We start from the raw sequence: 26,554 nt of genomic DNA, 5'->3' as shown, positions 1-26,554 counted from the left end.
AAAAAGAACTGGCCATAAAGGTCAGTTCTTTTCACGTACATGCATATGGTAATGGGCATCGTGCGGTAACACGGCACCTTCTTCTTGTTCAAAATGCTCACGGTCTTTCAAATAACGAACTGCTGACGAGGTGTCACGATATAGGGCGCGCTGTAACGCCTGTTTCGCCGTCACAGCCGTGCCGTCATCATTTTTCAATTCAAGCCCCATCAGTTTATAGCCGATTGTTTGTCCTCCTCGACTCATTTGGCAAGCTTCCATCACATACGTTAATAGCGTCGGTGTCACCACCGCATGTACAAACTCGCTCTTCACTTTCTTTCGAACAAGTTGTTCTACGCCATAACTGACGAACCCTGCGATGACACTGTCAATCAAGACCGCTTTCGTTCGTTTCTTCGTCAATGGATTCATCGGCTCATCCTCTGCATCATCCCCGACGTCAACACTTCGATTCCTTCACCTTCTTCAGACGCCATGATCAAGGCACGTGCAACGTGCAGCGCTTGAATCGGTGCGACTTCCGGTGTCTTCTCAAGCAAAAGTGACTGGAACGGTCGACTGATGACCTCGGCCGCTTTCTCCCCAAGTCTGAAAGAATCACGCTCTCCGAGTAATAGAGAAGGACGTGCGATAATCAAATGACGGAAGTTGAAGACGCGTAACGCGTTCTCGAGTTCCCCTTTCACACGGTTGTAAAAGAAAGATGAACGCAACGATGCACCTTGTGCCGATACAACTGCATAGCGCGTCGCACCATGTGCCTTGGCGACACGAGCAACTTCAAGTGGTAATTCTAAATCGACTTGTTTGAACGCTTCCTGCGAGCCGGCTACCGCAATCGTCGTGCCGAGTGCACAGTACACGTCGTCGATCTGTGGAAGCGCTGCATCCATCTCCTCGAATCCGACGACCTCATGTAGCTTCGGATGGCTCCAACGCTTTGAGCGTCGGACGACAATCCAGACCGCATCATAACGGTCACTTTCTAACAACTGTTCAACCAATTCGCGGCCAATCAAGCCGGTCGCGCCTACGACAAGTGCAGTTTTCCCCATCTATGACTCCTCCTAGACTACTATTTCCTTCAGTCTAGCTGACTTGTCGTTCCTCGGCAATAATCGTCGTGGGACGGAAGCGGTCCATCATGCGGAAAAATCCGTTCAATACGAGCGCGGTGAACGATCCTGCGACGATGGCACTATCCGTGAACAACTGCAGCCACTCCGGCATGTTTGCGACGATGGCCGGGTTTGCCGTAATCCCGAGCCCGACACCGATCGATAGGGCGATGGTGATCAAGTTCTCGTTTTTTGAAAAGTCGACCTGGCTAAGGATACGAATCCCAGAAGCGGCGACCGTTCCAAACATGACGAGCATCGCTCCCCCGAGCACCGGCTTTGGAATTAACGTCGTGAATGTGGCGACTTTCGGGAGGAATCCGAGCAAGATGAGGAATCCGCCTGTCCAAAAGATGACGCGACGAGATTTCACACCTGACAATTGAACGAGTCCAACGTTTTGACTGAACGTCGTGTACGGGAAACTGTTGAAAATCCCTCCAAGAATCGTTGCGACGCCTTCCGCACGATACCCTTTCGTCAATTCTTTCGCGCCGATTGGCTTTTTCGTGATATCACTGAGCGCCAAGAACACCCCCGTCGATTCGATCATTGAGATGATGGCGACGAGTGTCATGACCAAGATAGCGGACACGTCAAATGTTGGCATCCCGAAATAGAACGGTTGGACCATTTGGAACCACCCCGCGTCACGAACAGGATTGAAATCGACGAGACCGAGCGAAGCGGCGACCCCAGTTCCGATCAGGACGGCAAAGAGGACAGCCGCGGCACGTGTGAAGACGGTCCCGACACGATTCAAGACGAGAATGAGTACAATCGTTAAACCACCTAATCCGAGATTTTGCATCGATGCGAACCCAGGCTCACCCGGCATCCCGCCGCCGATGTCATTGATGGCGACCGGGATGAGTGAGAGACCAATGATTGTCACAACAGAACCGAGAACGACTGGTGGAAAGAAGCGTGCGAGCTTCCCAACAAATCCGGAGATGAGGATGACGATCAGTCCGCTCGCAATCAAAGCTCCATAAATGGCCGTAATTCCGTTCGCGCTGCCGATGGCGATCATCGGACCGACCGCCGTGAACGTACATCCGAGGACGACCGGCAATCCGACACCGGTAAAGCGTGTCGTCCATACTTGTAGTAACGTCGCCACCCCACACATGAATAAATCAATTGCGACGAGATAAGCGAGTTCGGTTGGACCTAGACCAATGGCACCACCAACGATGAGCGGGACGATTGCCGCTCCCGTGTACATGGCGAGTAGATGTTGGAATCCTAGACTTGCCGTCTTGAATGTATTCATCGAACGACCTCCACGAATGAGATGTGATTTTTCTCTAATTTCGCGATGCGTGCCAGCGATTCGACGTGATAGCCACGCTCGATCAATTTATCGCGCCCCGGTTGGAATGACTTCTCGATGACGATGCCAACCCCTGCGACCTCCGCACCTGCCGCTTCGACGAGTTGTGTCAGTCCGAGTGCCGCTTCCCCATTCGCGAGGAAGTCGTCGATAACGAGAACGCGTTCGCCTGGTAAGACGAAGCGTCGACTTAAGCTGATGCGGTTCGTCTCTTGTTTTGTGAACGAATAGACGTCTGCCTCCACGAGGTCATCTTGGAGTGTCAGCGATTTTCGATTACGCGCGAATACGAACGGGATACCCATCTCAAGTGCCGTCATCATCGCCGGCGCAATTCCACTCGATTCGAGTGTGACGATTCGGTCGATGTTGGCGTCTTTGAAACGCTCTGTAAATTCCTTTCCGATAGCTTGCATGAGCACCGGATCGACCTGATGATTCAAGAAGGCGTCGACTTTCAACACTTGGTCGGAAAGGGCCCGACCCTCTTCACGGATTTTGTCTTCTAACTGCTTCATTGTTTTCCCTCCAATAAAAAATGCGATTCGTCACCCCTCATCGGGAGGCAACGAACCGCATGGAAATCAACGATAGCATACGACAAGCGCCACCCGTAGTCGAACCATTTACGGTAGTTCGGTAGAGACTTGCGGACCATATTTCCGCTGATATACGAGTGCGAATCTATTTATTTAAGATAGACCTTATTGTAGACAAGCTGACGAGAAATGCAATAGGTTAGAATCAAACGGTGAAATGTTCGATTTTTCTGAAACTGCTGTATACTGTAATTATTGGATATGAGAGAGGAGCCCTGCCCGTATGAAGTTATTCGTATTAGGCGCAACCGGTCGGACCGGACATCAATTCATCGATCAAGCCATCGAGCACGGTCATGATGTCACCGCATTCGTTCGTGAACAGAAAAAGCTGATTCGGACGCCACAACTTGAAATCATCGAAGGCGACTTATATGACATCGATTCGTTAACGGAAGCGATGCACGGTCACGACGCAGTCGTCAGTTGTCTCGGAACTGATTTGAGCGACCCAGACTTTTTAGCGAGTGTCACGGACAAGCTCGTCCCCGCGATGAAATCGAACAATATCTCACGTATCGTCTATCTCGCTTCAGCGGGGATTGACAATGAAATTCCTGGACTTGCCGGAAAGGCCATTACGTTCATGCTTCGGAAACCGCTTCGTGATCATCGGGGGGCCGTGGACTTATGGCGCAATTCGTCATTCGATTATACGATCGTGCGACCGATGCAATTGACGGACGGTCCTCGCACCTCGACTTATCGTACGGCAATTGATGAGGTACCGGAGAACGGAAAGCACATCTCACGGGCAGATGTCGCCCAGTTTATGCTTCACGCCATCGAAGAGGAAGAGCACGTACGAGAGTCGGTCGGACTGGCGTACTAATTTGGTTCGATTCATGCTACAATATCGGGTAGTTTACTTTGAAAGGAACGAAAACGAATTATGAGTATATTAACGGTACAAAACTTGAGCCACGGCTTTGGTGACCGCGCTATTTTGAACGATGTCTCTTTCCGCCTCTTAAAAGGAGAGCATATCGGTCTCGTCGGAGCGAACGGTGAAGGAAAATCGACGTTCATGAACATCATCACACGCAAACTGCAACCGGATGAAGGGAAAATCGAATGGGCGAAAAATGTCCGTGTCGGTTATCTCGACCAACACGCGGTACTCGAGCGTGGAATGACGATCCGGGACGTCTTGAAAGGTGCCTTCCAATACTTGATCGACATGGAGACACGCATCGGCGAACTCTACATGGAGATGGGAGATGCTACACCTGAACAGATGGAAGACATGCTCGCGGAGGTCGGCGAACTTCAAGAAACGCTCGACTCAAACGACTTTTATATCATCGATGCGAAAGTAGAAGAAGTCGCACGTGGTCTTGGAATTTTAGACGTCGGTCTCGACCGTGACGTCACGGACTTGTCAGGCGGACAGCGTACGAAAGTATTGCTCGCGAAATTGCTTCTTGAGAAGCCAGATATCTTGCTCCTCGATGAGCCGACCAACTATTTGGATGAAGTCCATATCGAATGGTTGAAGCGTTATCTCCAAAACTATGACAATGCCTTCATCTTGATCTCGCACGATATCCCGTTCTTAAATAGCGTCATCAACTTGGTGTACCATATGGAAAACCAAGAGTTGAACCGCTATGTCGGAGACTATGACAAGTTCATGGAAGTGTACGAAATGAAACGTTCGCAACTTGAAGCCGCCTACAAGCGTCAACAAGCCGAGATTGCCGATTTGAAAGACTTCGTCGCACGGAACAAGGCACGCGTCTCGACACGAAACATGGCGATGTCACGTCAGAAGAAGCTCGATAAGATGGATGTCATCGAATTGAGCGCAGATCGTCCGAAACCGGAATTCCGCTTCTTGCAGGCCCGTACGTCAGGACGACTCATCTTTGATGCGAAGGGTCTCGTCATCGGATACGATGAGCCACTCTCACGTCCGCTCGACCTGCAGATGGAGCGCGGTCAAAAGATCGCCCTCGTCGGTGCAAACGGGATCGGGAAGACGACCCTCTTGAAGAGCTTACTCGGCTTAATCAACCCGCTTGAAGGGACAGTCGAACGCGGCGAGTTTCTTGAAATGGGTTACTTCGAACAGGAAGCAGCAACGAGCAACAACACGTGTATCGAAGAAATTTGGAGCGAGTTCCCGTCACTCAATCAACAGCAAGTGCGCGCGATGCTCGCGAAATGCGGTCTCATGACGAAGCACATTGAAAGTAAGATTTCGGTCCTCAGTGGTGGGGAAAAGGCGAAAGTTCGTCTTTGTAAACTCCTTAATAACGAGACAAACCTTCTCTTGCTCGATGAGCCGACGAACCACTTGGACGTCGACGCGAAGGAAGAGTTGAAGCGTGCGTTGAAAGAGTACAAAGGAAGCGTCCTCCTCATCAGTCACGAACCAGAATTCTATGAGGATATCGTCACAGACGTCTGGAACTGTGAATCGTGGACGACGAAAGTATTCTAATTCAGTAAAGGACGTGTCGTATGGCTGGCCCAATTCAAACGAATGAACGGATTATCTTGTATGACATTATCCGAGGGTTTGCCCTCTGCGGCATTTTCCTCGTCAATATTCCTACCATGCTCGGGAGCGACTGGATGTTCGGTCGCCCCGACTATGCGGGAAGCGATTTATTCGTCCGCACCCTCTTTGACTTGTTCGTGCAGACGAAATTTTATACGATCTTCTCCCTCCTATTTGGGATCGGCTTTTCGATTTTCCTCGAGCGCTCTTACGCCCGGGGCGATTCGGTCAGTCGTTACATACGCCGAATCTTGATTCTTTTCTTGTTCGGTCTCGCGCACTTGGCGATTTGGTCGGGTGACATCCTTCATACGTATGCGATGTGGGGCTTATTGCTTCCACTCTTTTATGGGTTGAGTAACCGCGCCATTCTGACGTGGGCATGGGGACTGTTAACTGTGAGTTTCTTACTCTTCAACGTTGCCCCTATCTATGTGGAGTGGGCTTTTGGATACATGTATTTAGGAGAGTCGTTCCCGACGGTCTTTAATTCAGGATTCGGTCCTTGGCTAGACTATCGATTCGACAACGAGATCTTGACGATGATTCAAAATTCACTGTTTGTCGGAATCGAGATTCTCGGTCTGTTCTTACTCGGTCTCTTCATCGGACGTGAACGAAAGCTTCTGACTTGGAGCATCCAAGGATTGACCCGGACTGCTGCGATCTGCGCAATTGCAGCCATTCCATTTTGGGGAATCATCATCTGGCATCATTACGGTGATGGCGCCTCTTATGTGTCTACGAACTCAGCAGCTGTATGGATTTCCGGGAAGTTACTCGCTACAACATACGTCTGCCTGTTCACGGTCGCCGTTCGAAAAGGTCGCACGTTCGCACCGCTTCAAGCGCTCGGACGGATGGCACTTACGAACTATTTGACACATACGTTGATTATTGTCTTGCCGGTGATTGCGCTCGGGGCGTACGGGGCGCTTTCTTTAACCGAAGGCTTATTCCTCAGCATCGCCATTTTGATTGCCCAATCGTTCTTCTCGATGTGGTGGCTAAAAGGTCACCGTTACGGACCGTTTGAGAAGCTGTGGCGTCTCGGAACATACGGAAGACAAACAAAATCATCTTAAGATCGGACTTTATTGTCCGGTCTTTTTTTAAAACAAAAACTGCAGACGTATTCACGTCTGCAGTTCCGCTCGAGGCATAGGCTTCGAGTTTTTATTTTGTTGCCGCTTCAGTTAAAACGGGTACGATTTGCTTCTTACGCGAGACGACCCCTGGAAGTGTCGCCAATCCGCTTTGAAGCGTCACGTTGAACGCTTGTTCGAAGAGTTCTGGTTTTGGTCCGACGACGATGGCTTCCGAATCGTTCGTCAAAATGTTCGTGATGGCGAATACGAACAAGTCTAAGTTTTTCGCTGCAACCGTGTTGGAGATGGCCGCTTCGACTTCCTCTTTGCGGTTCAAGACATCGTTCGCATCGACCGTGTTCACTTGTGCGATTTCGACACGATAGTCACCCATCGCGAATTCTTTCGCATCGAGTGAGATGAGCTCTTCAATCGTTTTTTGGCTGAGGTCCGCACCCGCTTTGAGCATCTCAAGACCGTATGCTTCCGCATCGACGCCAGCGATGTCTGCAAGTTCTTTCGCTGCCTTGATGTCCTCATCCGTACATGTCGGCGATTTGAAGAGAAGCGAATCCGAGATGATGGCTGAAAGCATCAAACCGGCCATGTCCGCTGCGATTTCAACACCATGCTCTTTATACAACTTCAACAAAATCGTCGCTGTACATCCGACTGGCTCCGCACGATAGTAGAGCGGGTCTGCCGTTTGGAAGTTCGCGATGCGGTGGTGGTCGATGACTTCAAGGATTCGCACGTCTTCAATGCCGTCCGCACTTTGCTGGAACTCGTTGTGGTCGACTAAGATGACTTCTTCCGCCTCACCTTTCACGCTTTCGATTAAGCGTGGTGCTTTTACGCGGAAGTGATCGAGTGCATATTGTGTTTCCCCGTTCACTTCACCGAGACGGACTGCCTCTGCGTCCATCCCTAATTTCTTCTTCAACTCGGCATAGGCGAGCGCTGACGTGATCGTATCGGTATCTGGATTTTTATGTCCGAAGACTAGTACTGTACTCATATCTCATTCTCCTCACTAAATAGTTTTCCCTTATCCATTATAACGTCCACGACATTTCTTTCAATTCCCAAACAAAAAGAGCCGTGTCGGCTCTTATGATTGTTCGTCTTCATCTGTCTCTTCGAGGTCGGAATGATCTCCTTTTGAATCCTCTTCGTGGGAGATGTCCGGTTGATCTCGGTTCAACTTCTCTTTTTCTTCTTGTTCACGCTTTTCTTTGTCTGACATATCACGTCATCCTTTCGAAAATCTGACTTGTCGTAACCTGTTCCCCAAGCTAGATTTCATGAAACGATATTTCATCAAACGTAAACAAACTGAAACGTCAGGCTTGTACGAAGACGATTTCTTCTTCGCGAAGTTCGACTTTCACGTCTTGGCCTTGGAATAACCATTCATCTTGTTCCGCCACGACGAAACGGATTCCATCTTCTTCTGTCTCAACGGCCGCATTGTTCACGTCTTCCGTGATGACCCCGACGGAGAAACCGTGCGTCAAGTCTGTCGAACCCCCGTATTTCGCGAATAAACGAACCGTTTGACCCGCTTCGACTTCCATCTCTTGTTTGAACCATTGGAGCGCTTCTTCTGTTACTTGAATCTTCATAACATCTCCTCCTCTCGACTACTCCTTTCATTCTAAACGTTTCAAAACAGTCGAGCGAGGAAGTTGCCTAAAGTGTTGTCCCGACTTGATAGCTGACTGTCATTCCATGTGTTTCAGGTCGAGCACCGTTCATCTCGGCAAGCGTCGTTTCAAATAAACGCCTGCCAATCTGTTCATTCGGAGAGAGCATCGTCGACAGTCCGAACGCCCGACCAATCGGATGCCCGTCAAATCCGAGCATAGCGACTTCTTCGGGAATGGCAATATGCCTTCGTTGCATCTCTCCTAAAAATCCGAGGGCGACATAATCAGACGAGAAAAAGAGCGCTCGAGGACGCTCTTTTTGAGAGAGGAACGTTTCAGCCAACCGAACGCCATCCTCGCTCGTCAAATACCCAGTCCAAATCCATTGCTCACGCGCATGCGCTACTTCATCGAAATAGGCTTGCTGACGCGCAAGGGAACTCGGACTATGGCTTCTCGACAAAATCATACCAATCTGCTCATACCCGTGACTCTGTAATACACGAATACCGGATACGAATGATGCGTAATGATCGACATGAATCGATGAAATCGTCTCTGGTGCACCGACGGTCGCCACGGCAATCGGTCCGTAAGCGCGGTACGTCTCCATTTCTTTAAAGGACATCTCGTGAGACAAGACGATTGCCCCGTCGACTTCGCGATGCTTCAATAAATCGAGTGCTTGTCGCTCCTCACTCAGCTTATACTCCGTTTGCCACATGACGAGTCGGTAGTTGTGCTCGAGCGCCGCCTTGGCGAGTCCGTTGACGAAGAAACCGTAATACGGATGATCCATGTAAGGCAAGATGACGACAACACGTTGCGTTTTCCCTGTCGACAGCGTCAACGCCTGTTGATTCCGCAAATACCCGAGCTCCTTCATCGCTTTATGGACACGGGCCCGTTTTTCTTTCGATACGTACGGATGCTCGTTCAAGACGCGCGAAACCGTCGTCACCGAAACGTCAGCGTGCTTTGCGATATCTCGAATATTCGCCATTGGTCTCACCTCAACTTGTCAGTCTTTGCATATAGTGTACCCATTCTGCTTGCTGACTGTCACCTCTTTCGACGACTTGGCAACGGATCGCCTGAACGAGACGGAAGCGCTCTTCTAACGGTAAATGAAGAAACTCTTCACGGAAACGGGTACACAACATTTTTCCAAACGGTGTATACAACTGATTGATGACGAGCTCGTATACGATTCCACTGCACCATGTCTTCCACGTTGTCGGCTTCATATCGGTTCCCCTCCCTTTGTCTATACCGTATCTTCTGAAACGCGTTTCAGAGCAAGCATCTTTTTAGAAAAGTTAATTTCCGAACATTTTTTACTACTATTCCTCATTTTCCATGTTTTTTACGTAAAACAATTGACGTGAATCGAACATTTTTGTATAGTCATCAAGTTGATAACGTTAATTTACTCATTTTTTTCAATTAATGTTCGGAAATAGACTGTAATAAGGAGTTTTATCGATGAATATCTTTCAGCTGAAACAACATGGGACGAATGTTAAACAAGAAGTGACCGCTGGGATCACAACGTTCGTCACAATGGCGTACATCTCTGTCGTCAACCCGGCGATCCTATCTGACGCAGGTATCCCGTTCGCACAAGCTTTCACAGCAACAATCATTGCCATCCTCATCGGGACAGGCTTGATGGCGTTTTATGCGAACTTACCAATCGCTGTTGCGCCAGGGATGGGACTAAACGCATTCTTCGCTTACACGCTCGTCGCCCAAGAGCAGATTGCCCCGTCTGCCGCGCTCGGTGTCGTCTTCGTCTCGTCCGTCTTCTTCTTGATTTTGTCGCTCTCTCCGATTCGAACGAAGTTGATTCAAGCGATCCCGACTTCGTTGAAGCATGCCATCACGACCGGGATTGGGCTCTTCATCGCTTCACTCGGTTTGAAGTTATCGGGCTTAATCGTCGCCGATGAGGCGAACTTGGTGCGTCTCGGTGACGTGTCTTCTCCAGAAGTTCTACTCGTACTAGGCGGTTTGATCGTCTCAGCACTCCTCTTCTCACGAAACGTACCCGGTTCTTTACTCATCGGGATGGTACTTACCGGGATTGCGGCATACTTCATGGATATCTTAAAAATCGACGGTGTCACGGCGATGCCGACGCTTCCGGAGGGACTCATGGTCAACCCCGTGACGGCATTTAGTGATGTCATTCAATACGGTTTGTTCGGTGCAGTGCTCTCGTTCTTCCTCGTCACATTGTTCGATACGACAGGTACGCTTGTCGGTGTCGGAAAACAAGCCGGTCTCTTAAAAGAAGACGGAACGATCGAGAATGGTCACCGTGCACTCTTTGCCGATTCGCTTGCTACAATGGGTGGATCACTCGTCGGAACGAGCCCGTCTACGGCATACATCGAGTCTGCTGCCGGTGTCGCCCAAGGTGGACGTACGGGTCTCACGACGGCCGTCGTCGCTGGATTGTTCGGATTGACACTCTTCTTCAGCCCGCTCATCGGTGCCATTTCTGGCGTAGCGGCGATCACGGCTCCTGCCCTCATCATCGTCGGTGCGCTCATGTTGACGAATGTCCGGTACATCGATTGGAGTGACTTTAGCGAATACTTCCCGGCGTTCATGACGATTTTGATCATGCCTTTGTCAGGAAGCATCGAACGCGGAATCGCATTCGGGTTCATCTTATACCCAATCTTCAAAGCAATGAACAAAGAGACGGTTCACCCGCTCATCTACTTGTTCGGCGCACTCTTCATTTTGGAAATGTTCTTCCTATAAGTTAGACATAAGATCCTTGTCATGTGACGAGGATCTTTTTCTGTTATACGTGCTCCTTCCCTGTTTTATATCAGAAAAGAGATGAATATTGGTTCAGTGAGATGCGTTATCAATTAGACAGTATTTTACAAATAAATAAGTTTTTCTCCCCATTTTTCTGTCACTTTCCTACGCTTTATGAAATAATGACGTTGAAATCGTTATCATTTAGAAGAAAGAAGGAATGGCTATGCCGAATGTAGCTTTATTCGTCACATGTTTATCTGATACGTTGTTCCCCTCTGTCGGAAAAGCGACAGTCGAACTACTCGAACATTTAGGATGCGATGTGACTTTCCCGTTTGAACAGACGTGCTGTGGGCAACCTGCCTATAATAGTGGTTATCATGAGGAAACGAAGAAAATCGCCAAGCACATGATTGAAACGTTTGAGAAGGCAGATGCAGAGTATATCGTCGGACCATCAGGATCTTGTGTCATGATGATGCGCGACTATCCACATTTATTTCAAGATGACCCGATGTGGGGACCACGCGCAGAAGCGCACGCCGCCAAAACGTTCGAACTGACGCAGTTCATCGTTGATGTGCTCGAAGTCACCGATGTCGGTGCTAAGTTCCCTAGTAAGGCGACGTACCATGCATCCTGTCATATGACTCGCCTCCTCGGAATTGAAGCAGCTCCCGGGAAATTGCTCGAGAACGTCGACGGTCTGACGATGATTCCACTTGAGAACGTACATAACTGTTGCGGGTTTGGAGGAACGTTCTCTGTCAAAATGCCGGATGTGTCGGTCCAGATGGTGGATGAGAAAGTCGAGTCCATCTTACAGTCAGGCGCAGAGGTGTTGATTGGAGCTGATGCTTCATGCCTAATGAATATCGGTGGACGTCTTCATAAACAAGGACATCCGATTAAAGTGATGCATATTGCCGAAGTCTTAAATGAAGGAGTGAAGCAAGCATGAGCATGGGGATTCGGTTAGATGAGAAGTTTCAGGACCGTCGGAAAGACGGGATTGAGGATGCGTTTATGCGTCAAGCCGTCAGTTCGGCTCAAAACCGACTGCGCGATGGACGGTTGAACGCTGCGGGCGAACTCGGGGACTGGGAAGCATTCCGTGACCACTCGGAAGAGATTCGTCAGCACGTGCTTGAACATTTGGACTATTACTTATATCAATTGAGTGAAAACGTCTCAAAACGCGGCGGGAGCGTCTTCTTTGCAGAGACACCAGAAGAAGCGAACCGCTACATTCGGGAAGTCGTTCGCTCGAAACAAGCCAAACATGTCGTGAAATCAAAATCGATGGTCACAGAAGAAATCGGATTGAACGAGGCGCTTCAGGAAGAAGGATGTACCGTCGTCGAGTCCGACCTTGGGGAATGAAGATCCACCGTCTCACATCGTCGCTCCTGCCCTGCATAAAGACCGAGACGCTGTGCATGAAACGTTCACTGCTCACGGATATATCGGCTCGAACGACCCGACTGAACTCGGTCGCTATGCGCGACAAGAACTACGGAAAGACTTTTTGAAGGCAGAAGTCGGCATCACCGGCTGTAATTTCGCCATTGCGGAGAGTGGAGCCGTCGGGCTTGTGACAAATGAAGGAAACGGACGCATGGTGACATCACTTCCTGACACGGTCATCTCTGTTATGGGGATGGAACGCGTCGTCCCTTCCTATGAAGAGTTCGAGGTACTCGTCAATATGCTTTGTCGAAGCGCCGTCGGTCAGCGACTCACTTCATATATCACGACGTTCGCCGGGACACGAGCGATCGGCGAAGTCGATGGACCAGAAGAGTTCCACCTCGTCATCGTCGACAACAAACGATCAGGCATTCTCGGCACACAGTTTCAATCTGTCCTGCAATGTATTCGTTGCGCGGCCTGTATCAATGTCTGCCCTGTCTACCGTCATATCGGTGGTCATGCGTACGGCTCCATCTATCCTGGTCCGATTGGTGCCGTCTTGGCCCCACTCCTTGACGGGTATGAGAACTACAAAGAACTCCCCTACGCGTCGAGTCTATGTGGCGCCTGTACAGAGGCATGTCCTGTGAAGATTCCGCTACATGAACTGTTGATCGAACACCGCCGTGTCATCGTAGAAGAGAATAAACAATCACCTTTCGTGGAGCGGATTGCGATGAAAGGATTTGCCGTCACGGCTTCGAGTCCGTTCTTATTTGAAGCAGCGGAACACGTCGCACCGTTTGCGTCATCACCATTCGCCACGTCTGGTCAGATTGAAAAAGGACTACCAGCTTGGACGGACTCGAAAGACTTACCACAGCCAAACAAACAGACCGTTCGAGATTGGTTCAAGAAACGAGGGAACGTCTGATGAATCCTGGAACAATTACAAACCGTGAAGACTTTTTAAAACGAATCGTGAAACAACTTGGTCGTGAAATTGACCTCACACCACCGAAACGCGAATATAAGAACCATCCACAAGATCACGTGTTAAAAGGTGTGAGTGAAGAGGAACTGCTCGAGACGTTTCGCATGGTCGCGACCCGAATCCACACCGATTTAGTAGAATGTGAATCGAAACATCTTGATGATACGCTCCGTCTCTTGATTGAACGCTATGAAGGAACGCGCATCCTTGCGGAAAACGATGAACGGATTTCTGCTTGGGCACCCTCAACGAGTGAGACGTTCGCTTGGTGGGATTCGACACAACCGGAAATGAGTCGAGATTTGGCTATACGTGCTGACATCGGAATCACAATTGCGGATGCGGCGTTTGCGGAAAGTGCGACGATCGTCCAATATGCGAAACCTGGTAAATCACGGACCATCAGTCTGTTACCACAAGACCATATCGCGATCATCCCAAAATCTGTCCTTGTTCCGCGCATGACGCAAACGGCACAACAACTTGCCGCACTAGACCGAGACGGCCTTCATTCCCCGAACGGTGTCAATTTCATCTCTGGACCGTCAAACTCAGCCGACATCGAGATGAATCTCATTGTCGGCGTTCATGGTCCTGTTCGAGTCGCCTATATTTTGGTGCATGATTTATAAGGAAAGCCCCTCCATCGATGGAGGGGCTACTTTTATCATGACACGGTGACGCTTCCGTTTGAACTTGTTAACTTCACTTCAATCGCCCCGTCCCCAAACACGCATTCCTTCGATCGTTCGCCGAACACATCAACTTTACCATTTCGAGACTTCGCTCGAATCGTCACATCTTCCGGACGTTCATCGACATGTAAGTCAATTTTTCCATTGCTCGATTTTAACCGAATCGGTGCTTGAATCGCTTGTACGGAACAGTCAATCCGACCGTTTGACGTTTTGGCATCAATCGCCCCCGTGACGTGATCGACATCGATTCGACCGTTCGAGGAATGGATGTTAATCCGCTCCAGTCGAGAGTGTTTCGCTTCGACGCGACCATTTGAGGAATGAAGCTCCCAATCATGACCGTGACAACTCGACGCAAGCACTTTTCCGTTCGAGGTGCGCAGTACACCGTGTTTCGCTTGAATCTGATGCGCGATGACTCGACCGTTCTCACTCTCGACATGAAATCGTTCCGCTTGGAGGTCCTGTACATCACTCGAACCGTGGCGGTTTTTCAATTGAATTTGATGATAGGCGTGATGTGGCAATTCAACCCGAAGCACCGGTGCTTTCGACCCGAACCACGAAAATAGATCAGATAGACCAAAACGACGTTCTGATTCGATTCGAATCTCCAGTGTGTCCCCAACGATGTCCATCGCGACCCCATGATCCGTCTCTGTTTCGAGCGTTGCGTAAGCATAGCCATCTTGTGATGGAGTGACGAACACTTGCGCATTTTGTACTTGAATGAGGACACTTTGAAAGGCTACGGTCGAACTTTTAACAACCGCGGGTGGTCGTGTCAACTCCGATACTTCAAAATCGACGGAGGCGAGCAGTTCCGAGGCGAGTATGCTCGGTTCCCCTAACTCGCGTGCCATCTCTTCATCACTTCTTCCTTCTAATCGGCCGCTCGAGAAATACTCGGACACATCTCGTAATATATCGAGGCGATCCTTCACCTTTACTTTCATCAATAATTGCTCAAGCTCTGACAAGTACTGTTCTTCATTCATCTGTCGTCTCCCCCTCGGATTAAGTCATTGACGCCGTTTGTGAATACATCCCATTCCGCTCGCAACTCAGTCAAATGTGTTTTCCCTTGTTCCGTAATCTGATAATACTTTCGCGGTGGCCCTTCCCCGGACTCCGTTAAATACGTCGTGAAATAGCCATCTGTCGTCAGTCGACGTAACAATGGATAAACAGCACCTTCCGAAATTGCCACTTTGGCCGAAATCGCTTGAACGAGTTCATAGCCGTAGCGGTCTTGTTCTGCCACAAGCGCAAGTACACAAAGATTCAACACACCTTTTTTGAATTGAGGATTCATGATCCCACCCCCTACTATACATAGAACAATAGCACATCATTTACTACTATTCAATAAACAATAGTGAGTATTCCCCTAATTTCTTAATATATAGCATCTGAGAAAATGAATCTGTACAATGAAAGAACGACACTCGTAGGATATTTGTCACAGCCGGAATGTTCATCATTCCAGGAAGGAACGGTCTTTATGAAGTCATGGATTGACCAACAGATTGGAAGACAATTTTTATTCGTCTTCTACTTATTCATCGGACTGATTCTCCTCACGTCTCTTGCCGTATATGTGTATACGGAAAACCAAATCGAACAGACGACATCATCGCTCGAGAACATTAGTGAACGGCGCACGAATGCGACCGAATTGTTCGAGACATGGCAGTCGATGCAATATGAAATGCGTGGATACGTTATCCTCGGGGACGACGCGATGTTAGAGCGCGTCCAAGAAAAGCAAGTCTTGATTGACGAACAGACGACTTGGTTCGAACAGAACGCCGTGACCGATAAGGAAAAAACGTACGCGGGAGATGCTCGTACGCTCTTTGTCGCTTATCAGGAACGCGTCATGCCGAGCCTTGAACGTTATGTAGAAGGAAAGCGGAGCGGAAGTGTCACCGAGCCTTTCTTGAAAATGCCGACACTCGGGAAAGTAAATCCACAAAAAGAACCGCCGACGGATCGTAAATTCAAAATCAATTCGAAAAGTGCTGCAGATATGAGCGCGAGCATTGTCGATATGGAGAGCGTCTTCACGAAATACCGGAACTCACTGAACGCAGAAGAGGACGCCCTCCGTGCCCAACTTGCGACCCATACGAAATGGGCACAGGCACTTTGGCTTCTTTCTTTACTCGGTGTTTTATTCATTCTCTTCATCGTTGCCCGTCCTTACGTCAGACGATTGACAGGGCAACTTCAGGAGTTGATTGAAAATAGTAAGCGTCTTGCTGGAGAGCGACAGCCGGTCATCCCGGCAACTGCTCAATCTAAAAATGAAGTCGGGCAATTGACGACATCTTTCCGCCAGATGGCTTCGTCCCTCACGACACAACGTCATCGAATCGAGGAAGAACGTGAAAAGACAGCACGTCTTCTCCACTCGATTCGGGATGCTGTCATCTATGTGGAGCACACAACAAAAGAAAAAGTAGCCAATCAGGCACTCTTCGTCTTGTTTAATCAACCGATTACGAAACGAAATGAAGTCGATTTATATCGATTAGATGTGAGTCTAGAAGAACTCGGCCTCCAGGTCGACCAAAAGGATGCGTTTTTCGCCTTCATGGAACGGTCCTTCGATGGACAGTGTAAAGAAGAGAGCGTCACGTTCTCGATGAATCAAGAAGAGCGCTTCATTCAAATGTATGCGGAGAAGGTTTACTTGAGAGGGACACGCCACGGTACGATGCTTGTCTTCCGTGATGTGACACATGAGACTGAAGTCGATCGCCTGAAAACCGAGCTTGTGTCGACTGTATCTCACGAACTCCGTACGCCACTCACAAGTATCATCGGTTTCACAGAACTACTTCGTTTCCGTAAACTGTCTCCTGAACGTTCCGAAAAATATTTAGGAATGATTCATCAAGAGACATTGCGTCTCGAAGACTTGATTTCAAACTTGCTTGATGTGCAGCGGATGGAGTCTGGCAAACAGACGTACCATAACGAACCAGAACGTCTATCCGTCATTCTCGAACAGGCCATCACGGTGCACCAAGGATCGAGCCAACACCATCGCATCACGTTTGATTGTCAGGAAGATGTCTATGTATACGGAGACCGGACACGACTCGGACAACTATTTACGAATTTGCTGCATAACGCAGTCAAGTATTCTCCAAAGGGTGGCGATATCAATGTTCGTGTCGCATGTGAACGACCCGACTGGATTGATATTTCGATTGAAGATCATGGAATCGGAATTCCTCAGACGGCGCTGCCGAAGCTGTTTGACAAGTTCTATCGCGTCGACAATTCCGCAAGTCGTAAAATTGGGGGAACGGGTCTCGGGCTCGCGATTTGTAAAGAGATTGCAGAGGGTCACGGTGGTGCAATCCACGCCACATCGAACATCGGCAAAGGTTCCATTTTCACCGTGAGTCTCCCAAAAATGGATTTATCGAATCAAATGAGTAGTTAATGAGAAGAAGCCATCGCCTTTATGGGGGATGGCTTCTTTATATTGACAAAGTATTAGTCATGAAAAGAGTTAAAGTATTTTTAAATAAAGTGACATTCTTCAGTTAAAGCATTGATTGCATCATCTAACGTGAACTCAAAGATACGAAATGGAATTCAAGGTTTCCATGAGCTCCTGTCTATATTCTTCATCATATACATCTGGATGAGCTTCAGCAAACTGCTCAAGATCATTATCATAGTATTTGCCTGACGCATGTTCAAATTCATCTGAAGTGACAGCATCACGTAAAACTTTCGCTCCAATCATCAAATTATGACCATCGATTCCATAAGCACTTTTCACCATTTTACTACCCAACAAGGACTTTGGATTGACCGCTATGAAAGTCTGAGGGTATTTTTTCGATAATTCATACGTCCACATGGTAATTGCCAGTTTACTTTGTGCGTATGCGTCACCGTCCGTGATAGGTGAATGACCTTGTAACGCCCCGTAGTCTAATCGTGCCTGGGCAGCAGATGACACATTGATGACTCGTCCCGTTACAGGAAGTAGTGGCAAGAGTCTTTTTGTCAGAACATAAGGTGCTATTGCATTCACGATGAAACGAAGATCCCATCCATTCTCCCCAATCCGGGGCTGTGCGCCATAGATACCGGCATTATGAATCAGAACATCGATTGAATCATGTTCATTTAGTAGTCGGTCTGCGAATGACATGACGTCCTCAGACTTAGAAAGGTCTGCAATATATGAACTGACACGATTAGAGTCGAATTCTCGCACGACAGCCGCTAGTTTTTGCTCGTTTCGACCATGAACCAAAACCTCATGACCTTCTTCAATCAAAAGCCTGGCGGTCGCCAGTCCGATTCCGTCAGTGGCACCGGTGACGAGAATCTTCATCACACTTCCTCAATGATTTCAGCTAAATCAAGTCGTGATTTTGGTAAGGCTGCATTGAAATCAGATTCAGAACGATATCCGAGGGATACGACAACACAAGATGTGAAGCCTTTTTCCCGTAATCCGAACTCCTCGTCTAACATCTTCATATCTAAACCTTCCATTGGGATCGCATCAATTCCCAATGATGCCACACCAAGTAAGAATGAACCTAAGTTCAGATAAACTTGTTTCTCAGTCCAATGAGACAAGTCTTTGTGATCATACTTATGCATATCGACAAAAATCTTCCGCCCTGCGTGGTTAGCATGCTTGAACTCCTCTTCAGCAAAACGCCCATCCTCATCTTCTTTGTCCGTCACGTGCTGAAGATACTCTTCTGATATGTCGATTTTAGAAGCAAATACGACGACGGCAGAAGCATTCGTCACTTTCGATTCGTTAAAGCTATAGAATCCATTCGCCGCTTTTGCGACACGCGCTTTTCCTTCTTCAGTCGTTGCAAGCACGAAATGCCACGGTTGAACATTCGTTGAGGATGGAGAAAGTTGGAGTAGCGACTTGATTGAATCCATGTCCGCTTCAGAAATTTGTTTGGATACGTCAAACTCTTTTGTTGAGTATCGATCGTTTAATGTCTTAACTAGTTGCATATCTACACTTCCTTTTTCGATTTGTAAAACTTGATATGCGCCTAGTATAGGACTCACATCACCCGCCTACAAGTACGGACTTCTTTATCCGTACGGACACTTTTGTACAGACTAAGGTTATGCGTCATATTCTTCTTCGAAATAAATTTCTCCATATTGATGCTCATCTTGATAATCTTTTCCCCATGATCCTAATTGCTTCAAAATGGGTAAGAGCGCTTCGCCAGCCTCCTTAAGAGAATATTCTGCACGTGGTGGAACTTCGTCATATATTTTTTTAGCCAAGAGATCTGCTTCAACTAGTTCTTTGAGTTGACGAGAGAGTACTCGTTCATTGATGTTCGGAATTTTACGTTTCAATTCCCCAAATCGGATTACGCCAGCACCGCCTACGTGATAGATGATAAGTGGTTTCCATTTCCCCCCCATCACATCGAGCGCCAACTCTACATTACAATAAAAAACCTTATATTCTGCTTCTTTCATGATTCCCTCCTTATTATTCCTAACGCAAAAAGACACCGTCTCCGATGTCTTAAATCTTACAAGATACAGTCACTGACAATCCACTCCATCGTTCCTTCAACTTTTAAAGGTCGATACCCTGCTACCACGATAAAGTGATCACCTTTACCAACTTGTTCCCCATTGACTTGACCCTCTCCCTCTACTATCGAAACGAGTCTAAAGCGGTCTAAAGGATCAAGCGTGAAACCGGGTTGAACACACATATGATAGACATTGAATTCATTCGTTTCGATCAACGTTGTGATTGTACCATCAGGAACTTTTAGTGTTTCGGGGACAATTACTACCTGTTCATTAGGAAAGTTCGTGACAGCTAATGCTTTTTCTAAGTGTAATTCTCTAAGATTTCCCGCCGCGTCGACACGATCAAAATCATATACTCGATAAGTCGTGTCTGACGATTGTTGCGTCTCAAGGATCACAATCCCTTTTCCTATCGCGTGGATCGTGCCACTTGGAACATAGATAAAATCACCTTTTTTTACAGGCATGCGACATAAGAGGTCATCCCACTGCCCATGCTCAATTCGCTCCAAAAATTCTGACTTTGTTTGCGCACCATGACCAAGGATCAATTCTGCATCTGATTCTGCATCGACCACATACCAACATTCGGTTTTTCCGTAAGGTTCACCTTCTAAACGTTGCGCCTGATTATCGTTTGGATGAACTTGTACGGATAAGTCTTCCCTCGCATCTAACAGCTTGATGAGTAAAGGAAACTCTTCATTTGTGTACTCCCCGAATAAATAACGGTGATTTTTCCATAGCTCTGCGAGAGTCATTCCTTTATATTCTCCAGAAGAAACGTAGCTCATGCCGTTCGGATGCGCTGATATTCCCCAACATTCGCCAATATTTCCATCTGGAATTTTATAATTGAAGAGCGTATTCAACTTTCTACCGCCCCATATTCTCTCTTGAAATACTGGATCAACTTTTAAAATCATTGTTCCCGTCCTTTCTGGCTTGGAAAGTAGCATAGCAATGTGCTGCTGTCTGTTTAAGCTGTTCATAGGCGACCTCTGAGTTCATTAAGTCTTCGAGAGACATTGGTCCAGGCGCGATGGAATGCGCTGCAAGAATTGTCGTCTGATGCAATTTTTCAAATGGGATGTTAACACTTCCCCCAAGTAACACTACGGGTATCCGTTCTTTCGCCCCAAGTTTTCCAATCATCAACGGAAGTTTTCCATTTAAGGTTTGCTCGTCGATCTTTCCTTCGCCCGAGATAATCAAAGAATAGTTGGAAATACGCTCTGGAATATGGTTCAACATCAATACCAATTCTGCGCCTGATGTATATCTAGCATCGGCATAGGCGTATAGTGCTCCAGCAATTCCGCCTGCAGCACCGCTTCCGACACATAATTGAACATTCACTCCCGTATCTCGTTCCATCAGTTTTGCGAAATGTTTCAACCTCTCATCTAGCAACAACACGTCCTCTGGAGTCGCGCCTTTCTGTGGCGCATATACATGTGCCGCCCCCGTCTCTCCGTAATACGGGTTTTCTACATCGCAGACTAGAACAATCTCTGTGTCTTCTAATCTCTTCTTAAGCTCACTTGAATCACTGTGAACCACAGAATGAAAGTTTTCGACGTTAGTGACTTCTTTTTGTTTGGCATCGAAGAATATTCCTCCAAGTGCACGTAACATCCCGAATCCGCCGTCCGTCGTTGCGCTCCCGCCTAACCCGACATAAATCGTTCGACTTCCTTCTTTGATTGCATCAAGGATGAGTTGCCCGACCCCATAAGATGTCGCAAGTCGCGCGTTCCGTTCTTCGATTGGAACTTGAGGCAATCCACACGCCGCCGAGACTTCGATTACCGCTGTTTGACGTTGTCGATTGATTCCATACGTCGCCACTACTTGTTTTTTTCGTGAGTCCAGCACTTCAAGCTCTCGATTCTCTAGTTGTAATGCGTGCCGTAATGCAGAAACCGTTCCTTCTCCTCCATCCGCAACTGTCAAGAGATCAATGCGTTCATTTGGATTGACCATTTGGATTCCATCCCTTACAGCTCGATTCGCTTGTTCGGACGTCAGACTTCCTTTAAATGAATCAAGTGCTACTAATACAGACATGTTGATTCCCTCCGTATAAAAATCAGTCAGGACACGGATCATCCATGTCCTGACTTGGTTTATTTCATCAAGATGGACTTCACTTGATTCGGTAAGATATGAAACTGATTGTTTGACACGACCTCAGTAATGTCTCGAACCGGTTCTTCATTCAAATTGACTTCAGTGAATGAATCAAAGTCTACTTTCGTAAACATGAGAGGAATCGTATGCTCAGTCGGGTTATATACACGTAACAGTAACGCTTTTTCATTTTCGGCCTTTTTCAAAGTACTCATTAATAAGCCATTTTCAGTCATCTCTAAGAGTGATGCAGAGGCGTTTAAGCGAAGTCCAGTTGGATTAAGCTTCATCGCGTCATGTGGTATTTTGTTATAGGTCACAATCGGTGTAAGATGACGTTTCGCCAAGTCAGAGAGACGTTCAGTTCCATCCAATGATGTGAACGCAAAGTCAAACGTGTAAGTGCCAATCATCTGCGAATCAGGTGTCGACAATTTGATTCCGGATGGTCGTCCAGGTCGTCGAACAAGCTCTTCTTTACCTAACACGCCTACACTTCGGAATAAGGTGATGGCCAGTGTCGATCCGCCTTCTTCTATTACTTCAAACTCACGTGAACTATTCGTAATGACACCCATTCCATTTCCTGATTCTTCTTGTAATCCCACATAAGACAACATCGGGAAAATTCCGTCCGGTCGTTCATTCCATCCTTCTTCTTCCCATACATGAATTGCAGCATCGATGAACGGTCGTTTGATTTCACCGAACTGATTGTCGGAAAACGAAACATTCGTTTGGACAGAAGTTGGCAAGCAAAGGCGAAGGCGATGATCATTTGCGTCATTGTCCACGACTACTTTGAGTCCAATTGTTGAATCATTTTGTTCAATGACCAATTCAAGTGAGACCTTCAACAGATTCGTCAGACGCCCATCTTTTCGTTCCATCAAATCACTCGGGATCTTCATATCATGTGAAATCGTGACAACTGTTCGGTTGGATGTGCTCGTCGTTTGAATGATCGGACGACTCGATTGTGTTGTGATCGGATTGTCTCCTGCGAGCGGAGAATAGTCATATTCATCTCCATCATCTCCACTATCTTCGAGCCACAACAAATCTTGGTGCAATACGCCCGATCGTTTATCCAGCAAATCGATGGTTCCATTTTCTTTGACCGTAATGTTATAGACTTTTGTTTCAATCAGTTGTGGACCAAATACTGTCGTCTCTTCTACAGCTGTTGGCGTCGACTCTGATACCACAAATACGGTTTCATAGCTAAGTGCTGCCAATTCACGTCGAACTTCGATTGTATACTTGTAAAACGGATCATAGTTGCCGTAGTGAACGATTTGGCGATCAATCAAGCCTGGATCAATGATTTCTTTTTGAATCAATTCATAAGGTACTTCCATTCCATCTTCTGTTTCTAAACGGAATGATTCAAACTTTGTGATGACTTCCGTCCGAATCACACGTTCTTCGGCAATGCTTCTCAAGTTAAAGAACGTTAATCTGTCTTCTGTTCGTTTCGTGTCAATCGAATCCACAATTCTACGTTTATAGAATGTGATCAATTGATCTGTTTTCTCGTTTGCGATGAAGAAACGGTTAAAGATTTCAGCATGGACTTTATCTGAACAACAGCAACCGATGCTGTCATGGGCATGATTCTTCATGATTTCTTTCCAAATCAATTCAATCAGACCGTGATGATATTCAATGCCAAGGGAATACGCTAAACTCATCAATGGTTCGAGCATGTTCGTCAACTTGTTCTCGATGATGGCATTCATCGTTTTGATATCCATTCGAGTTGAATAGATACTTCGGTGAACCCGCATGTATTTTCCATCGAGAAATTCGCCGCTAATCGTCGGAAGATTCAACTGTTGCTCGAGTTGTTCGAATACTTTTTCGTAGCGACTCAAGAAAAATTCACGTTCAGGATACAAACGATGCAGTTCGGTGAGCACTTCCGTAATATTTTGCTGAATTGGCATCTGGTCATGACCATTTGGAAGGAGAAGGTTCTCTCCTGTGGCTCCGCGATCAAGCACTGGCAAATATTTATCCATGCGTTTCTTTAAAGCCTCTGGTTCGGTAGGCAAATACTTACCGATGGCATAACCGAGTGGCATCAATTGAACCAATACGTTCGATCCATCTTTCGATTCCCAGTAGAATTCAGTCTTGTTTGTCCCATGACGTTCCGACGTCCCACGCCAAAAGATGGAACGCTTAATCCCGAAACCATTCAAAATCATTGGCATTTGAGCAGATTGACCAAAGGAATCAGGCAGATATCCGATTTCCATATGGGGTCCGAATTCTTTAGAGTCTTTAATACCGTATAGCAAGTTTCGAACAATTGATTCTGCCCCAATAATCATCTCATCCGTCTGTGTATACCAAGGTCCGATGATCAACTTGTTCGCCTGAACGAGGCGTTTAATCCGCTCACGATTCTCAGGCTTGACGGCTAAATAGTCTTCTAAAATAGACGTTTGTCCATCTAACACGTAATACGGGTAGTGCTCATCTGTTTCCAAACGATGCATAATTTCTTCTAAGTTATTCACCAACAGAATTCTTGACTCTTCTGTGGAGAAGTACCATTCACGATCCCAATGCATATGTGGAACCACATGAACCTGTTTCATTTCTATCTCTCCTTTATGCTGCTTCTTTTTCTGCCTTCAACTGTTTTTGAACTTTGTGTCTGCGTGTGTATAAGAGAAGGAATGTAGAGATTGCAGCCCCTACTAATGCCGCTCCCAACCAAATCGTTGCCGCGAAGAACAACGGCTGACCTTGAAGTAGTGCTAATGAGAAAATCCCTGCTCCCGGAACATTCAATCCAATTCCAAAATATGCGACGATTGCGCCCGTCACGGCTGAACCTGCAACGAGTGACGGGATCACTCGGAGTGGGTCATTGATCATGAATGGAATGGCCCCTTCTGTGATACCGGCAAGTCCAAGTAACCAAGTCTGTTTCCCGATTTCACGTTCTTCACGTGTGAACAAAGTTCTACCTAAACGCGTTGCCAATGTGACCGAGAAAGCAGAAACCATCTTGACCGAGGCGAATGCCGCATAAGGAATAAAGTTTCCGCTCGCCATCGCACCGATACAGAACGTATATGCCGCTTTGTTGATCGGACCACCTAAGTCAAACGAGACCATGGCTCCGATAATTGCCCCGAGCAAGAGCGCGTTTGCTCCTTCTAAACCACTTAACCATTCGAGCAATCCTGTGTTCAGTGCCGCAAGTGGGCGACCAATGACGAACAACATAATGGAACCGACGACTAATGTTCCTACTACCGGGTACACCCAGAAACTAATGAATCCTGCAAATGTACCTTTTGGTTGTATTTTCGCTTTCAAATACTTAAGGAAGTATCCCGCTAACAAACCACCGAGCATTCCACCTAAGAAACCGCTACCAATTAAGTTCGCGGCAACACCAGCAGCAAAACCTGGACCTAGCGCCGGTTTATCTGCAATTGAATACGCCATATATGCTGCAAGGATTGGAATCATAAGCTGACCTAAGAGCGATCCACCTAATTGTCTTAACAACCACAACCACGAGCCTTCTTCAGCGTAAAGCGCCTGTAAATCAAATATTTGGGCGATAAAGACCGCGACCGCAAGCGTCATTCCCCCGGCGACGATGACCGGTATAATATGAGAAATCCCAGTAAGCAGTGAATTTTTCACTTCTGTCTTCCATGACTGACTATCTTCTTCAGTATGTGTAGCGGAAACTTCTTTGAACTCACCACGCGCTTCACTTTCGCCTTTATCTAGTGCTTTTTGTACTAACTGTTTGGCATTACGAAGCGGTGATGCGACTGACGTTTTTACTTTCGGCAAATGACTGAAACGTTCTTCTTCTTTTACCGAAACATCCACAGCAAAGATAACAGCTTCAGCACTTTCTAAATCTTTTGTCGAGTGGCGATCCTCAATCCCGTTCGCACCCTGCTTCTCGACTTTGACTTTCACGCCAAGTTCTTGACCAGCTTTGACCAAAGCTTCTGCTGCCATATACGTATGAGCGATTCCGGCAGGACAGGCTGTTACACCCAGAACTAACTTTTGATTTTCATTTGGTGAAATTGAATTCTCTTTCTCTTCCGTTTCATCTAATCGAATGAGCATCTCCTCAGGAGATTTTGATTGTAACAAACGATTTTTGTACGTTGTATCAGTCAGACGAATGACAAACTCTGATAATAGTGACAAGTGAGTAGATCCAGCTTCAGCCGTTGGAATAGCCAACAAAATGACAAGGTTGACTTTGTTGTTAGGATCGACACTTTCCCAGTCATTGATTGGTTGCTTAAGTGTGGCGATAGCAAAACCAGCTTTTACAACTGCATCTGACTTTCCATGAGGAATCGCAAGTCCTCCTTCAAATCCTGTCGGCGATAGTGCTTCACGCTCCATCACTGCTTGATAAAATATTGATTCGGACGTGATATTACCATTTCGCTTAAGTTGTTTGATTAAAAAATGAATTACGTCTTCTTTTGAAGAGAAGGATTGTTCAACATTCAACAATGAAACGTCGGTGCTCTCTCTCAGTTGCATAACTTCTGTCCTCCTTATGAGAAATGAATTACTTTCTATGTGCCAAGTGTATCAACAAAAAAAAGAGAAGAACGATTCTTCTCTTTTTTGCACAAACTCTATTCATGTAAG

General features: G+C 47.1%; 25 protein-coding genes, 1 pseudogene and 1 riboswitch. Of the genes and pseudogenes, 8 read left to right on the top strand and 18 right to left on the bottom strand.

Annotated features, from left to right (window positions below; all coding sequences use genetic code 11):
* Positions 1–21: 21 nt before the first annotated feature.
* The 4 genes from KNO98_RS11225 to KNO98_RS11210 are packed head-to-tail and all read right to left on the bottom strand — an operon-like array spanning position 22 to position 2,975.
* The gene (locus tag KNO98_RS11225) at positions 22–414 is read right to left on the bottom strand and encodes an RDD family protein (protein ID WP_214700934.1); all 393 of its coding nucleotides are present in this window, start codon (positions 412–414) and stop codon (positions 22–24) included.
* Positions 411–1,058, bottom strand: a complete 648-nt coding sequence (locus KNO98_RS11220) for an NAD(P)H-binding protein (protein ID WP_214700932.1) — start codon at positions 1,056–1,058, stop codon at positions 411–413. The genes KNO98_RS11225 and KNO98_RS11220 overlap by 4 nt, the downstream gene beginning before the upstream one ends.
* 34 nt (positions 1,059–1,092) lie before the next feature.
* A complete protein-coding gene (locus KNO98_RS11215) occupies positions 1,093–2,397 on the bottom strand; it encodes a nucleobase:cation symporter-2 family protein (RefSeq protein WP_214700930.1) in 1,305 nt (434 codons plus the stop codon).
* Positions 2,394–2,975, bottom strand: coding sequence for a xanthine phosphoribosyltransferase (locus KNO98_RS11210; RefSeq protein WP_214700928.1), 582 nt, complete (start codon positions 2,973–2,975; stop codon positions 2,394–2,396). The genes KNO98_RS11215 and KNO98_RS11210 overlap by 4 nt, the downstream gene beginning before the upstream one ends.
* A 76-nt stretch (positions 2,976–3,051) precedes the next feature.
* Positions 3,052–3,153: riboswitch (purine riboswitch) on the bottom strand.
* 126 nt (positions 3,154–3,279) lie between these two features.
* Between KNO98_RS11210 and KNO98_RS11205 the strand changes: the two genes are divergently transcribed.
* From KNO98_RS11205 to KNO98_RS11195, 3 genes are read left to right on the top strand one after another with little or no spacing between them, the layout of a single operon-like run.
* Positions 3,280–3,888: an NAD(P)-dependent oxidoreductase gene (locus tag KNO98_RS11205; RefSeq protein ID WP_214700926.1), complete on the top strand. Its 609-nt coding sequence runs from the start codon at positions 3,280–3,282 to the stop codon at positions 3,886–3,888.
* A 60-nt stretch (positions 3,889–3,948) separates the two neighbouring features.
* Positions 3,949–5,502: an ABC-F family ATP-binding cassette domain-containing protein gene (locus tag KNO98_RS11200; RefSeq protein WP_026824559.1), complete on the top strand. Its 1,554-nt coding sequence runs from the start codon at positions 3,949–3,951 to the stop codon at positions 5,500–5,502.
* Between the two features lie 20 nt (positions 5,503–5,522).
* On the top strand, positions 5,523–6,647 hold the full coding sequence (locus KNO98_RS11195; protein WP_214700925.1) for a DUF418 domain-containing protein: 1,125 nt from the start codon (positions 5,523–5,525) through the stop codon (positions 6,645–6,647).
* Between the two features lie 91 nt (positions 6,648–6,738).
* Here the strand turns inward: KNO98_RS11195 and KNO98_RS11190 are convergent, their stop codons facing one another.
* The 5 genes from KNO98_RS11190 to KNO98_RS11175 all read right to left on the bottom strand — a co-directional run bounded on the left by KNO98_RS11190 (position 6,739) and on the right by KNO98_RS11175 (position 9,546).
* Complete coding sequence (locus KNO98_RS11190) at positions 6,739–7,668, bottom strand: manganese-dependent inorganic pyrophosphatase (RefSeq protein ID WP_214700924.1); 930 nt, start codon at positions 7,666–7,668, stop codon at positions 6,739–6,741.
* 93 nt (positions 7,669–7,761) lie between these two features.
* A complete protein-coding gene (locus KNO98_RS14780) occupies positions 7,762–7,896 on the bottom strand; it encodes a hypothetical protein (RefSeq protein WP_256442721.1) in 135 nt (44 codons plus the stop codon).
* 97 nt (positions 7,897–7,993) lie between these two features.
* Positions 7,994–8,275, bottom strand: a complete 282-nt coding sequence (locus KNO98_RS11185) for a HesB/YadR/YfhF family protein (RefSeq protein WP_026824562.1) — start codon at positions 8,273–8,275, stop codon at positions 7,994–7,996.
* Positions 8,276–8,342: 67 nt separating this feature from the next.
* Entirely contained in the window at positions 8,343–9,302 is a 960-nt protein-coding gene (locus KNO98_RS11180; protein ID WP_214700923.1) for a LacI family DNA-binding transcriptional regulator, read from the bottom strand.
* A gap of 10 nt (positions 9,303–9,312) precedes the next feature.
* Positions 9,313–9,546: a hypothetical protein gene (locus tag KNO98_RS11175; RefSeq protein WP_026824564.1), complete on the bottom strand. Its 234-nt coding sequence runs from the start codon at positions 9,544–9,546 to the stop codon at positions 9,313–9,315.
* A gap of 244 nt (positions 9,547–9,790) precedes the next feature.
* Between KNO98_RS11175 and KNO98_RS11170 the strand changes: the two genes are divergently transcribed.
* The 4 genes and pseudogenes from KNO98_RS11170 to KNO98_RS11155 all read left to right on the top strand — a co-directional run bounded on the left by KNO98_RS11170 (position 9,791) and on the right by KNO98_RS11155 (position 14,119).
* Entirely contained in the window at positions 9,791–11,074 is a 1,284-nt protein-coding gene (locus KNO98_RS11170; protein ID WP_031424359.1) for an NCS2 family permease, read from the top strand.
* Positions 11,075–11,303: 229 nt separating this feature from the next.
* Positions 11,304–12,041, top strand: a complete 738-nt coding sequence (locus KNO98_RS11165; RefSeq protein WP_026824566.1) for a (Fe-S)-binding protein — start codon at positions 11,304–11,306, stop codon at positions 12,039–12,041.
* Positions 12,038–13,427: pseudogene (locus tag KNO98_RS11160) on the top strand (LutB/LldF family L-lactate oxidation iron-sulfur protein). The gene KNO98_RS11165 and the pseudogene KNO98_RS11160 overlap by 4 nt, the downstream one beginning before the upstream one ends.
* Entirely contained in the window at positions 13,427–14,119 is a 693-nt protein-coding gene (locus tag KNO98_RS11155; protein WP_214700922.1) for a LutC/YkgG family protein, read from the top strand. The pseudogene KNO98_RS11160 and the gene KNO98_RS11155 overlap by 1 nt, the downstream one beginning before the upstream one ends.
* Before the next feature lie 35 nt (positions 14,120–14,154).
* On the opposite strand, the gene KNO98_RS11150 is transcribed toward KNO98_RS11155, so the two are convergent.
* Positions 14,155–15,183, bottom strand: coding sequence for a DUF4097 family beta strand repeat-containing protein (locus tag KNO98_RS11150; protein ID WP_214700921.1), 1,029 nt, complete (start codon positions 15,181–15,183; stop codon positions 14,155–14,157).
* Complete coding sequence (locus KNO98_RS11145; RefSeq protein WP_026824570.1) at positions 15,180–15,500, bottom strand: PadR family transcriptional regulator; 321 nt, start codon at positions 15,498–15,500, stop codon at positions 15,180–15,182. The genes KNO98_RS11150 and KNO98_RS11145 overlap by 4 nt, the downstream gene beginning before the upstream one ends.
* A gap of 189 nt (positions 15,501–15,689) precedes the next feature.
* Between KNO98_RS11145 and KNO98_RS11140 the strand changes: the two genes are divergently transcribed.
* Positions 15,690–17,645: an ATP-binding protein gene (locus tag KNO98_RS11140; protein WP_214700920.1), complete on the top strand. Its 1,956-nt coding sequence runs from the start codon at positions 15,690–15,692 to the stop codon at positions 17,643–17,645.
* 135 nt (positions 17,646–17,780) lie between these two features.
* Here KNO98_RS11140 and KNO98_RS11135 read toward each other — a convergent pair whose 3' ends face one another.
* The 7 genes from KNO98_RS11135 to mngA all read right to left on the bottom strand — a co-directional run bounded on the left by KNO98_RS11135 (position 17,781) and on the right by mngA (position 26,443).
* Positions 17,781–18,554, bottom strand: coding sequence for an SDR family NAD(P)-dependent oxidoreductase (locus KNO98_RS11135; RefSeq protein WP_214700918.1), 774 nt, complete (start codon positions 18,552–18,554; stop codon positions 17,781–17,783).
* Positions 18,554–19,207 (bottom strand): oxygen-insensitive NAD(P)H nitroreductase, encoded by a 654-nt coding sequence (nfsB, locus tag KNO98_RS11130; protein WP_214700916.1) that lies wholly within the window; start codon positions 19,205–19,207, stop codon positions 18,554–18,556. Before nfsB ends, KNO98_RS11135 begins: the two co-directional genes overlap by 1 nt.
* A 117-nt stretch (positions 19,208–19,324) precedes the next feature.
* Positions 19,325–19,693 carry a winged helix-turn-helix transcriptional regulator gene (locus tag KNO98_RS11125; protein ID WP_214700914.1) on the bottom strand — a complete coding sequence of 123 codons (369 nt, stop codon included), beginning with the start codon at positions 19,691–19,693 and terminating at the stop codon, positions 19,325–19,327.
* A gap of 56 nt (positions 19,694–19,749) precedes the next feature.
* Positions 19,750–20,685: a mannose-6-phosphate isomerase, class I gene (gene manA, locus KNO98_RS11120; protein WP_214700912.1), complete on the bottom strand. Its 936-nt coding sequence runs from the start codon at positions 20,683–20,685 to the stop codon at positions 19,750–19,752.
* Entirely contained in the window at positions 20,669–21,829 is a 1,161-nt protein-coding gene (locus KNO98_RS11115) for a glycerate kinase family protein (RefSeq protein WP_214700910.1), read from the bottom strand. The genes manA and KNO98_RS11115 overlap by 17 nt, the downstream gene beginning before the upstream one ends.
* 59 nt (positions 21,830–21,888) lie before the next feature.
* Complete coding sequence (gene mngB / locus KNO98_RS11110) at positions 21,889–24,501, bottom strand: mannosylglycerate hydrolase (RefSeq protein ID WP_214700909.1); 2,613 nt, start codon at positions 24,499–24,501, stop codon at positions 21,889–21,891.
* Positions 24,502–24,514: 13 nt separating this feature from the next.
* On the bottom strand, positions 24,515–26,443 hold the full coding sequence (gene mngA, locus KNO98_RS11105; protein WP_214700908.1) for a PTS 2-O-a-mannosyl-D-glycerate transporter subunit IIABC: 1,929 nt from the start codon (positions 26,441–26,443) through the stop codon (positions 24,515–24,517).
* Positions 26,444–26,554: the final 111 nt, after the last annotated feature.

Origin of the sequence: Exiguobacterium sp. s57, from assembly GCF_018617685.1 — a bacterium.
GTDB lineage: Bacteria > Bacillota > Bacilli > Exiguobacteriales > Exiguobacteriaceae > Exiguobacterium > Exiguobacterium marinum.
Note: the sequence above shows the minus strand (reverse complement) of the source record. Positions and strands in the feature narration are given on the sequence as shown.